At 38.3% G+C, this 13,115-nt stretch carries 13 protein-coding genes and 1 riboswitch; of the genes, 3 read left to right on the top strand and 10 right to left on the bottom strand.

Going from position 1 to position 13,115, the window contains the following annotated elements:
• Window position 1 precedes the first annotated feature (1 nt).
• The 10 genes from thiH to ACQ76T_RS22560 all read right to left on the bottom strand — a co-directional run bounded on the left by thiH (window position 2) and on the right by ACQ76T_RS22560 (window position 8,043).
• A complete protein-coding gene (gene thiH / locus ACQ76T_RS22605; protein ID WP_431345455.1) occupies window positions 2-1,120 on the bottom strand; it encodes a 2-iminoacetate synthase ThiH in 1,119 nt (372 codons plus the stop codon).
• Between the two features lie 10 nt (window positions 1,121-1,130).
• A complete protein-coding gene (locus ACQ76T_RS22600; protein WP_431345454.1) occupies window positions 1,131-1,907 on the bottom strand; it encodes a thiazole synthase in 777 nt (258 codons plus the stop codon).
• Window positions 1,904-2,518 carry a thiamine phosphate synthase gene (locus ACQ76T_RS22595; protein ID WP_431345453.1) on the bottom strand — a complete coding sequence of 205 codons (615 nt, stop codon included), beginning with the start codon at window positions 2,516-2,518 and terminating at the stop codon, window positions 1,904-1,906. The genes ACQ76T_RS22600 and ACQ76T_RS22595 overlap by 4 nt, the downstream gene beginning before the upstream one ends.
• 39 nt (window positions 2,519-2,557) lie before the next feature.
• A complete protein-coding gene (locus ACQ76T_RS22590; protein ID WP_431345452.1) occupies window positions 2,558-3,163 on the bottom strand; it encodes a thiamine phosphate synthase in 606 nt (201 codons plus the stop codon).
• Entirely contained in the window at window positions 3,160-4,971 is a 1,812-nt protein-coding gene (thiC, locus tag ACQ76T_RS22585; RefSeq protein ID WP_431345451.1) for a phosphomethylpyrimidine synthase ThiC, read from the bottom strand. The genes ACQ76T_RS22590 and thiC overlap by 4 nt, the downstream gene beginning before the upstream one ends.
• 24 nt (window positions 4,972-4,995) lie before the next feature.
• On the bottom strand, window positions 4,996-5,202 hold the full coding sequence (thiS, locus tag ACQ76T_RS22580) for a sulfur carrier protein ThiS (protein ID WP_431345450.1): 207 nt from the start codon (window positions 5,200-5,202) through the stop codon (window positions 4,996-4,998).
• Between the two features lie 57 nt (window positions 5,203-5,259).
• A riboswitch (TPP riboswitch) is annotated at window positions 5,260-5,356 on the bottom strand.
• Between the two features lie 84 nt (window positions 5,357-5,440).
• Window positions 5,441-6,118 (bottom strand): RluA family pseudouridine synthase, encoded by a 678-nt coding sequence (locus ACQ76T_RS22575; protein WP_431345449.1) that lies wholly within the window; start codon window positions 6,116-6,118, stop codon window positions 5,441-5,443.
• Window positions 6,119-6,129: 11 nt separating this feature from the next.
• On the bottom strand, window positions 6,130-6,447 hold the full coding sequence (locus ACQ76T_RS22570) for a hypothetical protein (RefSeq protein WP_431345448.1): 318 nt from the start codon (window positions 6,445-6,447) through the stop codon (window positions 6,130-6,132).
• A 3-nt stretch (window positions 6,448-6,450) separates the two neighbouring features.
• Complete coding sequence (gene panB, locus ACQ76T_RS22565) at window positions 6,451-7,266, bottom strand: 3-methyl-2-oxobutanoate hydroxymethyltransferase (protein ID WP_422695156.1); 816 nt, start codon at window positions 7,264-7,266, stop codon at window positions 6,451-6,453.
• 63 nt (window positions 7,267-7,329) lie between these two features.
• Complete coding sequence (locus ACQ76T_RS22560; RefSeq protein WP_065396420.1) at window positions 7,330-8,043, bottom strand: Crp/Fnr family transcriptional regulator; 714 nt, start codon at window positions 8,041-8,043, stop codon at window positions 7,330-7,332.
• Between the two features lie 88 nt (window positions 8,044-8,131).
• Here ACQ76T_RS22560 and ACQ76T_RS22555 point away from each other — a divergent pair, with 88 nt between their 5' ends.
• The 3 genes from ACQ76T_RS22555 to ccoN all read left to right on the top strand — a co-directional run bounded on the left by ACQ76T_RS22555 (window position 8,132) and on the right by ccoN (window position 13,115).
• A complete protein-coding gene (locus tag ACQ76T_RS22555; protein ID WP_431345447.1) occupies window positions 8,132-10,510 on the top strand; it encodes a heavy metal translocating P-type ATPase in 2,379 nt (792 codons plus the stop codon).
• Between the two features lie 109 nt (window positions 10,511-10,619).
• Window positions 10,620-10,832 (top strand): cbb3-type cytochrome oxidase assembly protein CcoS, encoded by a 213-nt coding sequence (gene ccoS / locus ACQ76T_RS22550; protein ID WP_431345446.1) that lies wholly within the window; start codon window positions 10,620-10,622, stop codon window positions 10,830-10,832.
• A 21-nt stretch (window positions 10,833-10,853) separates the two neighbouring features.
• Window positions 10,854-13,115, top strand: a complete 2,262-nt coding sequence (ccoN, locus tag ACQ76T_RS22545; RefSeq protein WP_431345445.1) for a cytochrome-c oxidase, cbb3-type subunit I — start codon at window positions 10,854-10,856, stop codon at window positions 13,113-13,115.

Raw genomic sequence — 13,115 nt, 5'->3', positions numbered from 1 at the left:
TTTAAAAACCACTATAAATAGAATCCCAATCTTTCATTACAGGGTCATATCCTGATTTTCTGATCATTATCTTTATCTCTTCCATACTTCGTTCGTCACTTGTTTCAAACTGCTCCAGAGATTCTTTATCTACAGCGTATCCTCCGGGGTTGGTCTTGGATCCGGCACTCATTGCAGTAGCACCTAAAGACACTATATTATTTCTGAACACTTCATTTTCTCTGGTAGAGATTGATATCTCAAGGTCTTCATTCCAGATTCTGTAAGCACAGATCAGTTGAAGCAGATCTTTATCCTCCATAATGAAATTGGGTTCAATGATACCTTCTGCAGGTCTCAGTCTTGGAAACGAAACCGAAAATTTACTTTTCCAATAGTGTTTTTGAAGGTAATCAATATGAAGAGCATTAAAAAAGCTGTCTACACGCCAATCTTCCAGCCCAAGCAAAACACCCAGTCCTATCTTATGGATGCCTGCTTTTCCTATCCTATCCGGCGTATCCAAACGGAAGTGAAAATTAGATTTCTTTCCTTTCGGATGATATTCTTTATAAACGTCCTCATGATAAGTTTCCTGATACACCAAAACAGAATGTACTCCTTCATGATGAAGAAGGCTGTATTCCTCTTCCGTTAAAGGTTGTACTTCTATGGAAATATTGGAAAAGTGAGGCCTAAGCATCCGAACAGCATTTTGAAAGTAAGGAACTCCTACTATTTTATTAGCTTCTCCACTTACCAGCAGAACATGGTTCACTCCCATTGATTTCAGGACTGAAGCTTCAATCATAAGCTCTGTATCAGAAAGTGTTTTCCTCTTTAAATGATTATCCAGGCTAAATCCACAATAAGTACAGATATTCTGACATTCATTGCTGAGATATAAAGGAGCATACAACTGAATGGTCTTTCCGAAACGTTTTTGGGTCAGAGACCGGGTCATTTTTGCCATCAGTTCCAGTTCCTGTGAAGCGGCTGGAGAGAGCAGGTTCAAAAAGTCATCAATTGTTTTATTCTTTTTCTGAAGACTGCTATGAACTTCTGATAAACCTACCCTGTCGACCCTGTTTTTTATTTCATTCCAGTCGTATTTTTCAAAAACGTCTTTAAAACTGTTCATTTTTCTTGTTTTATTCGAATAAAAATGAAGTAAGCGGACTGGATGCTTCGGCATGATTAGCAGTTGCTCCCAATCCCGATTCGAAGGCTCTTCTTCCGGCAACAACTCCTTCTTTAAAAGCCACAGCCATATTAACAGGATTCCCGGCAACAGCAATCGCGGTATTAACAAGAACTGCATCGGCTCCCATCTCCATTGCTTTAGCAGCATCCGATGGGGCTCCAATCCCTGCATCTACCACTACAGGCACGTTACTCTGGCTAATAATTATTTCTAAAAAGTCTAAAGTTCTCAATCCTTTATTTGTTCCGATGGGAGCTCCTAATGGCATTACCACAGCTGTTCCAGCATCTTCAAGACGTTTGCACAGGACAGGATCTGCATGAATGTAAGGCATCACCACAAATCCTAATTTGGCAAGCTCTTCTGTTGCGTACAGGGTTTCTATAGGATCGGGAAGTAAATATTTAGGGTCGGGATGAATTTCCAGTTTTACCCAGTTGGTTTCAAGGGCTTCTCTGGCCAGTTGTGCTGCCAATACTGCTTCTTTTGCGGTTCTTGCTCCCGAAGTATTGGGTAAAAGGTGAACGTTTGTTTCTCTTAAGGAATCCAGTAAATCATCTTCTGCTGATTGTGCATCAATTCTTTTGAGTGCCATTGTGACCATATCTGTTCCTGAAGCGATAACAGCCGAGGTCATATCTCTGAGACTCCCGAATTTTCCTGTTCCCAAAAACAGTCTGGATTCAAAAGTTCTTCCTGCTATAACTAATTGTTGATTATTCATATCATTGCTTTCTTTAAATCATTAATAATAGATGGCTTCTTTGTTATTTCTCCGGAAATAGAAGCTCCATAGATCCCGATTTCTTGTAAAATGTGAAGATCTTCAAGGGTAACGCTGCCTATTGCAAAAATGTTGGGAATCTCTATTGAACGTTCTTTTAAGCTCGCAATAATAGACCGATACCCTTCAAATCCTAAAACAGGGCTTAATTTTTCTTTGGTACTGGTAAATCTCAATGGTCCAAGCCCGATATAGTCGCAGGATTCGTTGATCCTCTGAATAACATCACAAAGCGTATTGGCCGTCCCCCCGATAATTTTGTTTTCACTCAAGATCATTTTTGCCTGTTCAACAGAAATATCATCCAGGCCGAGGTGAACACCATCCGCATCTACATTTTTTGCCAACTGAACATGATCGTTGATGATACAGACAGAGTGATATTCTGTACAAAGTTTTTTTGACGTTTCACAAAGAGTGGCAAGTTCATACTCAGGCGCATTTTTCCAGCGGACCTGTATCCATTGTATTCCATGGTCTAACGCCTTGCGGATATTCATTTCTTGTTCCTGTTTTGTGCGTCCCTGTGATATGTATTGTAATTTTTCCATATACCTATGAATGTAGAATTACTTTTTTTAATTTTTATTTCAATCTTTTTCTACTGATCTACAAAGAATAATCTTCCTACATTCTTTAAAAGCCTTTAAGGGATCTTCACTTTCCCAGATGGTCCCAAGTAAAGCGACTCCATCAGCTCCTGCATCTACAACCGTTTTCATATTATCCGGAGTAATCCCTCCTAATGCTATTAATTTTACATCAGGATTTTCTTTATACTTTACACTCTCCATAACTGTTGAGCTTTCTCCGTATCCTTTTTTAGAAATACTGGGAAAGAACGGGCTTATAAAAGCATATCCCCATTCTTTTCCCAAAGTATTATAAGTTGTAATATCATGTACAGAAGTTGAAAGGATATCTCTTCCTGCAAAACTTCTGTGTCTTTCCTCCTGTCGGTCAGCTTCTCTAAAATGAAGTCTTGAAATACCATACTTTTCCCCCAGTTCATAATGGCGATGAAGAACCAATTGAGCATGGAATGAAGAATCAATTTTATCAATAAAACGAATCATTTCATGTTGGCTGATTTGAGGTTTCCTGATATGAAGCAGATCCAGACCTTCCTGAAACAGATGATTAATAATCTCAGTTTCATTGGGAATAACCAATTCTGGAGTGATGACAAGGATCATATATAGATTTCTTTTCCTTTTTCAATGAACTCCTGTGACTTATCCAGCATTCCTTTTTCTGCAGATTCTCGAATTTCCTGTGTAATTTTCATTGAGCAGAATTTAGGACCGCACATTGAGCAGAAATGTGCAATTTTAGCCCCGTCGGCAGGAAGCGTTTCATCATGGTAAGATCTTGCGGTATCTGGATCTAAGGAAAGATTAAACTGATCTTCCCATCGGAATTCAAATCTTGCTTTACTCAATGCATTGTCTCTGTACTGTGCTCCCGGATGTCCTTTTGCCAAATCTGCGGCATGGGCTGCCAGTTTATAAGTAATGACTCCAACTTTTACATCATCTTTATTTGGAAGTCCTAAATGTTCCTTTGGGGTTACATAGCAAAGCATCGCACATCCGAACCATCCGATCATGGCCGCTCCAATTCCGGAGGTAATATGATCATATCCCGGGGCGATATCTGTAGTCAAAGGACCCAACGTATAGAAGGGAGCTTCATGGCATTCCTTCAATTGCTTTTCCATATTTTCTTTGATCATATGCATGGGAACGTGCCCCGGACCTTCGATCATCACCTGTACGTTGTGTTTCCATGCAATTTTTGTCAGTTCACCTAAAGTTTCCAGTTCTGCAAATTGAGCCGCATCATTAGCATCTGCAATAGATCCGGGACGAAGACCGTCTCCTAACGAGAAAGCCACGTCATATTTTTTCATGATCTCACAGATTTCCTCGAAATGGGTGTACAAAAAGCTTTCTTTATGATGGAATAAGCACCATTTTGCCATAATAGATCCTCCTCTTGATACAATTCCGGTTACTCTATTGGCAGTCAGATGAATGTAACGCAATAAAACACCGGCATGGATTGTAAAATAAGACACTCCCTGCTCCGCCTGTTCAATCAGCGTATCTCTGAATATTTCCCATGTAAGATCTTCAGGAACCCCTTTTACTTTTTCCAAAGCCTGATAAATAGGAACGGTACCAATGGGAACCGGACTGTTTCTGATGATCCATTCTCTTGTTTCATGAATATTCTTTCCGGTTGAAAGATCCATAATAGTATCTGCTCCCCATCTGCAGGCCCATACTGCTTTCTCAACTTCTTCTTCTATACTGGATGAAACGGCACTGTTTCCGATATTGGCATTAATTTTTACTAAGAAGTTTCGCCCGATAATCATGGGTTCGCTTTCCGGGTGATTGATATTGTTTGGAATAATCGCTCTTCCGGCAGCAATTTCATCTCTTACAAACTCCGGAGTGATTTTTCCTTTTGGAGTGTTAGCACCAAAGCTGTGCCCGGCATGTTGGAATGCCATTTCTTTTGAAACAGAATCAAGCTGTTCTATTTTCTGATTTTCTCTGATGGCCACGTATTCCATCTCAGGGGTAATGATTCCCTGTTTTGCATAATAAAGCTGCGTAAGTTCTTTACCTTCCTTGGCCACTTTGGGTTGGTGATCATAAGAAAAACGCAGCTCATCAAGACGGGGATCTGCCAAACGGGCCTTTCCATATTCTGAAGTGATTCCTTCCAGTATATTGACGTCATTTCTGTCAAGAATCCATTGCTCTCTGATTCTTGGAAGTCCTCTCTGGATATCAATTTCTGCATTTATATCCGTATAAGGTCCTGATGTGTCATAAATGGTTACGGGAGCATTATCTTCAAGACTTCCATTGGTAAGCTTGGTTGGGCTAAGCTGTATTTCACGCATTGCTACATTGATAGGATGAATTTTTCCTTCAACATAGATTTTCTTTGAGTTCGGAAATGGCGAACATGTAATTGAATGAGCCATAGATATTGGTATTAAGTATGAGAATTAACCGCCCTGAGTGGCAGTAATGATTAAAACTGAATCTTTGTCGGTAAGGATGGTTTCTGCCCAGGCAGACAGCGGAATAATACGATTGTTGAGAGCTACAGCAATTCCCTTCTTCTTTCCGGGAAGCTCAATAGCCAATAATGCTTCCAGGTTTTCGGGAAGTACATCAAATGTTTTTCGGGTGTGGTTGATTATAAGTTCCATTCCTAATTATTTATATACACTTTAGGAATGGCCATTATTGTACAATAGAATGCACAGCAAAAGTCATCTGCTTTTCCCTACGCTGGTATGATCCAGATCAGGTTCAAAGGGTAAAGTCTCAGTCTGTTGGTAACAGACACCCCTAAAGTCTGGGACGAAGTTAGACATTTTTTCAGAATGGGCAAAATAGAATTTTTGATCAATAAAAAACCACCCCGGAATTTGAGGTGGTTTATTTTTATTCTTCACATGCTCTCCAAATGGCATCATTTTGCGGAACGGGAGCAATAATTTCAATTTTCTCTTTGGTAACGGGGTGAATAAATTCCAGTTTTCTTGCATGAAGATTGATTCCTCCGTCCGGATTGGACCTTGGAGCTCCATATTTCAGATCTCCTTTAATGGGCACTCCTGTTTTAGATAGCTGTGCACGAATCTGATGGTGCCTTCCTGTTTCAAGATCTATTTCGAGAAGAAGATAATTATCAAGTGTTTTAATCACATGATAGGTAAGAATTGCTTCTTTTGCTCCTTCTGTGGCTTTAGGAAAAACGATTGCTTTATTGTTCTTTTCATTTTTCCTCAGGTAATGAACCAGTCTTTGAGTTTGTGGAATCATCTCTTTCCCTACAACCGCCCAATAAGTTTTCTTTACTTCACGGTTTTTTACCATTTGAGTAAGTCGGGAAAGCGCTTTTGATGTTTTAGCATAGATAACCAGCCCGGAAGTCGGGCGGTCTATACGATGAACCAAGCCGAGAAAAACATTTCCCGGCTTAGCATCTCTTATTTTAATAAAGTTTTTGATCGATTCTAATAGTGATTCATCACCGGTTTTATCGCCCTGTACAAGCTGACCAACCTTTTTATTAATCACCATAAGATGGTTGTCTTCATATATGATCTGCTCCTTCATACGCTGTCTGCCTATCTTTTTCTATTTGACATGGAGAGGATAATCCCACCCAGAAGACCAATTGTTTTCACAGATGAAAGCTTGGAATCTTCAGGTAAAAAAGCTCCAAACACACAAACGGCGGCGGCAGCATACATGGCATACACAAAATTTCTATTGGTAAGCAAAGGGGCCTGAATGAAGAAACTCGCTCCTATTAGAATATAGAAAACTTTTCTTGAAAGTAAATGATTGATATCCTCGGAAAATAAATTAAACCACCCCACCGCAAGACAAATTAATGCGGCAATGGATAAAATTCCCTGGATAGATTGTTGTTGATTTTGCATTGATTAATAACTTTCGTTCTCGTTTGGAAATTCCACGCTCTTCACGTCTTTTACATATTGAGCAACAGCTCCTGTAATTTCTGTGTAAAGATCAAGATATCTTCTCAAAAATTTCGGACTGAAACCTTTATTCATTCCTACCATATCGTGATACACTAAAACCTGTCCATCACAGTCTGCACCCGCTCCAATTCCGATAGTTGGAATAGAGATGCTTTCCGTTACTTTTTTAGCCAATTCCGCCGGAATTTTCTCTAAAACAACAGAAAAACAACCTAGTTCTTCTAAAAGTTGTGCATCAGCAATCAGTTTTTCAGCTTCTGCTTCATCTTTCGCTCTTACTTTATACGTTCCGAATTTATAAATTGACTGTGGCGTTAAACCTAAATGTCCCATTACCGGAATTCCTGCATTGATAATCTTTTTGATTGATTTGGAGATTTCTTTTCCTCCTTCAATCTTAACGGCATGTGCACCTCCCTCTTTCATCATTCTTACGGCAGATTCCAGAGCTTTTTCAGGATTACTCTGATAGGTCCCGAAAGGTAAATCTGCTATAACCAAGGCCCTGTCGGTACCTCTTACAACACTTTGAACATGATAGATCATTTGGTCCAAAGTAATAGGTAATGTAGTTTCAAAACCTGCCATTACATTTGCTGCAGAATCCCCAATCAAAATAGCATCTACTCCACCTGCATCTACCATTTTTGCTGTGGTAAAATCATAAGCAGTAAGCATTGTAATTTTTTCCTTGTCGAATTTCATTTTACGCAAGGTTTCAGTCGTAACTTTTTTAATTTCAGAGTGAACAGACATAATTTATCTATTTTTAAAAGTTAAAAAGTCGGCCTGTAGCCGACTTAAATTTTTATATGATTTTTATAAAACTACGTGACCGAGTTTCATGAGTTTATCGTGATTTAGAATCTTGATATTTCTACCATCTACTTCAATCAGACTATCCTGTTTGAATTCCGAGATCAGTCGAATAGCACTTTCTGTAGCAGTGCCGATGATATTGGCAATTTCTTCTCTTGTTAAAGAAATTTTAATGAAACCTTCAGGATCTACTCCCAGCTTCTGTTCTAAAAGCAAAAGTATTTCCGCCAGTCTCTCTCTTACTGTTTTCTGAGCTAAGAAAGTAATAGTGTTGGAAGATTCTCCCAATTCGTATGAAATTTTCTGAAGCATTACGAAAGATAACTGTGGATCTACCTCCAAAAGATACATGAATATATCTGCGGGCAAGAATACACATTCAATGTCTGTCATAGCTTCTGCTTTGGCCTGGAAATTCTCCCCGCAAAGCAAAGAACGATAGCCGATGATATCCCCTTCTTTGATAAATCTTAAAATCTGATCTTTCCCGAAGGCACCCGATTTCGAAAGTTTAGCGGCTCCTTTTTCAATGACAAACACTCCTTTCGGAGTTTCTCCATCCTCAAAAATAGTATCGTGTTTCTGAAAACTCAATCTTTTTTTACCGTTAATATATTTTTCAAAATCTGCGCTAGAAAGTCTTTCCTTAAATGATTTATCATTAAAAACTCTGGCGAACCTCTCTTCAATTGCTATCTGTTGTTCCTGCGGCATTTTATATGATATTTATCACAAAAATAGAACTTTTTAACACGATAAACAAAAAAATTTGTTATAATTTTGTAGTTCAATATTTTATGGGGTGAGTGAGAACTGTTTTCATTGTGGTCAAGGTATCGAAAAAGAGAGAATTTTATTTGATGAAAAGACTTTCTGTTGTAACGGATGTAAATCTGTTTATGAGATTCTGAATTTAAATAATTTAAGTAATTTTTACGAACTGAATAAAGGAGCCGGAATTCGTCCGGGTGATGAGAATTCTACTCAGTTTGATTATTTGGACACGCCGGAAATCTTCGAAAAGATCACAGATTTCTCGGAAGGAAGCACCAGTCTTGTCACTTTTAAAATCCCTGTAATTCACTGTTCTTCTTGCATCTGGCTATTAGAAAGTCTGCATACTCTGAATGAACATATCAAATATTCTCAGGTCAACTTCACAAGAAAGACCTTACAGGTTTCATTCAATCATAATGATCTGAAATTAAGTGAACTCGCTAAATTTTTAACTAACTTAGGATATAAACCGGTCATCAGCCTTGAAACCGCTGATAAAAATGAAGATCATCTTGACAAATCTTTATTAGTAAAATTTGCCATCGCGGCCTTTGCTTTTGGTAACGGAATGTTTCTTGCCTTTCCTGAATATATTGGAGGTGAAGACTATTGGATGGAACATTATAAAGGGTTATTCAGAACGTTGATATTCCTTTTGGCAACTCCGGTTGTATTATACTCAGCTTCAGATTATTACAAATCCGCATGGTATGGTTTAAAAAATAAGATTGTCAACATTGATGTTCCGATTGTCTTAGGAATTTTCGTTCTGTACGGAAGAAGCATCTATGAGGTGGTAACAGATTACGGTCCGGGATATTTTGATACTCTTTGTGGACTTTTATTCTTCATGCTTCTCGGGAAAATTTTCCAAAAAAGAACATACAGTGCTCTTTCCTATGACAGAGACTATAAATCATTCTACCCTATTGCTGTTACCAAAGTAGACTTTGAAGGAAAGCAGGACAATATTCTTCTTTCTGAGGTAAAAATAGGTGACAGAATCCTGGTAAGAAACCAGGAAATCATTCCGGTAGATGCCATCCTAATCAATGGAGAAGGAAATATTGATAATAGTTTTATCACCGGAGAAAGTGAAAGCATCAGCAAGCAGCCTGGAGATAAAATATTTGCCGGCGGAAAGCAGATTGGTTCTTCTCTGGAACTGGAAGTAATCAAAAATGTAGACCAAAGCTACCTTACCCAGTTGTGGAACAAAGAAGCTTTCAAGAAACACGAAACAGGGCTCGACACCCTGACCAACAACATCAGCAAATACTTCACATTCATTATTTTAGGTATTGCGGCAGTTTCTGCAATTTACTGGTCATTTATTGATCTTCAGAAAATGTTCCAGGTTATTTCCGCCATTTTAATTATTGCCTGCCCATGTGCGCTCGCATTGTCTGCACCATTTACTTTTGGGCACATTATGAGAATTTTAGGCCGAAATAAGTTCTACGTAAAAGATACTTTAACGATTGAAAAAATCGCTAAGCTGGATACAATTGTTTTTGATAAAACAGGGACTATTACCCATAGAAAAAAATCCAATATCAAATACGAAGGGGCAGAAATAAATGAGTTTGATTTAATGAATATCAAAACGTTATTAAAAAACTCAAACCACCCGCTTTCAAAATCGTTATATGAATTCATTGAGGTGAGTGATGACTATTACCCTGTAGAGAAATTCGTAGAGACCTCTGGGAAAGGATACGAAGCTGAGATTAGAGGTAATCTCTACAAAATAGGTTCTGCACGCTACAACAAACAGGAACCTAAGAATCTTGAAACAGCTGTTTTTATCAGCAAAAATGATCAGTTTGTAGGTAAATTCATTTTTAAAAATGAGTATCGTCCGAAATTGAAAGAGCTTTTCAGTAAGATTTCCAACTATAAAGTTTTCATTTTAAGTGGAGACAATTCTTCGGAAGAAAGTCAGCTTAAGGAGCTTATTCCAAACTATAAAGGAATGGCCTTCAATCAAAGCCCGGAAGATAAACTGAATTACATCAAAAACCTTCAGGATCAGCACATGAGAGTTGCTATGCTTGGTGATGGGCTAAATGATGCAGGAGCATTAAAACAGAGTAATGTTGGTATTGCGATTGCAGATGACACCAACAGCTTTACTCCATCTTCTGATGTGATTATGAATGGAGAAAAAGTAGTGACTCTGGACAATTATCTGAATATCTGTAAGGGCTCTATCACTATTGTGAAAATGACATTTATAATCAGTTTTCTTTACAATATTATCGGGTTAAGTTACGCTGTTACAGGACACATGCACCCTCTTTTTGCGGCAATCATCATGCCTGCGAGTTCAATTACCGTAGTAACCTTTACGACAGTTTCAACCTGGATTTTGGGACGCAAATATTTCAAAAAACAAGCTTAAACGCCCTTATTTAGACTGATTTTAAATTAGCTGAAATCGGCATTTCGTGATGAATGTCATTATTTTTCACTAAATTTGAACCCCGAAAATAGGTTAATTTTGTTGTCCAATGGATATTCTATATTTAATGATCCTCTGCAGTGTTTCTTTAGCTGCGATTTTCTTGGTCGTATTTATAGTGTATGCCCGAAAAGGACAGTTTGAAGATGATGAATCTCCTGCTGTCAGAATCCTTTTTGATGATGGAAAAATCAAAGAAAAAGATGAAAACGGCGACAAAATTAAAGACGAAAAAGAAATAGGAGAAAATAATAAAAATTGAGAAAAATAGTGAATAGTTGATATGGAAACACAAAAGTTTAGTTATGACAATAGTATTGTCCGTGCGTTCCTTTATGCGACCTTAGTTTTCGGTCTCATAGGATTTACGTTCGGGCTTACGGCGGCATTAATGCTTTTCTACCCGGAATTACCTGAATTCTTCTTCGGGACAGATGATACAACCATTAAAAGTTTGGCATCTGGTAATATTCAAGGGTTAATAAACACTCATGGTGCATTTGGTTTTGGTAGAATCAGAATGTTGCACACCAATACAGTAATCTTTGCATTCGTTTGTAACATCGTTTACACGGGTATTTATTACTCATTACAAAGATTATTAAAAACAAGAATGTACAGTGATACATTATCTTGGTTACATTTCTGGACTTGGCAGTTTATGATCGTTGCTACGTTCGTTACATTCTTCATGGGGATCAATACCTCTAAAGAATATGCTGAACACGAGTGGCCGATCGACATATTGATTGCTTTCTCATGGATCATTTTCGGGATCAATATGTTCCTGACTATTTCAAAAAGAAGAGTGAGACACCTTTATGTAGCAATTTGGTTCTACATTGGTACCTGGATTGCAGTAGCAATGCTTCACATCTTCAACAACCTTGAAGTACCTTTATCTTTCACAGGCTGGAAATCTTATTCAGCATATGCAGGGGTAAAAGATGCTATTGTACAGTGGTGGTACGGACACAATGCGGTTGCATTCGTATTGACAACACCGGTTCTTGGTTTAATGTATTACTTCCTTCCGAAGGCTGCAGACAGACCGGTATTCTCTTATAAACTGTCTATTATTCACTTCTGGTCATTAATTTTCGTATATATCTGGGCTGGTCCTCACCACCTTCAGTATACAGCTCTTCCAGCTTGGGCTCAGGCGGTAGGAACAGGTTTCTCTATCATGCTTATTGCACCATCTTGGGGAGGTATGTTAAATGGTCTTCTTACACTGAGAGGAGCTTGGGATAAAGTAAGAGAAAATCCTATCCTTAAGTTCTTCGTAGTAGCTGTTACCTGTTATGGTATGGCAACATTTGAAGGTCCGCTTTTAGCAACAAAAAACATCAACAAAATTGGTCACTTTACGGACTGGGTTATCGGTCACGTACACTTAGGAGCTCTTGGATGGAATGGTTTCATGGCATTCGGGGTTATCTATTACCTAATACCAATTATGTGGAGAACAAAACTTTGGTCTGTAAAATTAGCTAACTGGCACTTCTGGTTAGGAACTCTGGGAATCATTTTCTATGCAGTACCAATGTATATTTCAGGATTCACACAAGGATTAATGTGGAAGCAGTTCAACCCAGACGGAACCCTATTATGGAAAAACTGGTTGGATACTGTAACGGCAATTATCCCTTACTTCAAAATGAGATTCGTAGGAGGTTTATTCTATATCTCAGGAGCAATCCTAATGATTGTAAACGTAATTGCTACAGTAAGAAAAGGATCATTCCAGAAAGAAGTTCCTGCTGAAGCTCCTGCGTTGGCAAACATCAGTAAAAACAGAAAAGAAGGAGAAGGTACTCACCTTTGGCTGGAAAGAACTCCGGTATTACTAGGTATTTTATCTTTCTTCACAATATCTATCGGTAGTTCAATTGAAATTATCCCTACACTATCTCTTAAGAAAAGTGTACCTACCATTTCTGCAGTGAAGCCTTATTCACCACTGGAACTTGAAGGTAGGGATATCTATATTCGTGAAGGATGTAACGCTTGTCACTCTCAGATGATCAGACCGTTCAGAGATGAGATTACAAGATTCAACGGTAAAAACGGACAATACTCTAAAGCTGGAGAATTCGTATATGACAGACCATTCCTATGGGGATCTAAAAGAACTGGACCGGATTTACATAGAGAAGGAGGTAAAAACCCAAGTTCTTGGCACTATAAGCATATGTACAACCCAAGATCTACTTCTGCAGGTTCTATTATGCCACGTTACCCATGGTTGATCGCTACTGATTTGGACAGAACTAAAATGGTAGACAAAATGAAGTTGATGAAGAATGTATTTGATGTACCTTACACTAAGGCTCAAATTGATTCTGCAGACAAGTGGGCAAATAACCAGTCAGCGAAAATTGTAAAAGATATCTTTTCTGAAGCAAATGACTTAAAAGAAGCATATGCTAAAAAACCTCAGGGAGAGCTAGAGAAAAAAGAAATTGTAGCTCTTATTTCTTATCTTCAGAGACTGGGAACTGATATCAAGACAACTGAAATCAAAACAGCAAGTAATAACTAA

The sequence above is a fragment of the Chryseobacterium sp. JK1 genome (assembly GCF_050632815.1).
Lineage (GTDB): Bacteria > Bacteroidota > Bacteroidia > Flavobacteriales > Weeksellaceae > Chryseobacterium.
The sequence above is the reverse complement of the archived record's forward strand: the minus strand, read 5'-3'. Positions and strand labels throughout refer to the sequence as shown.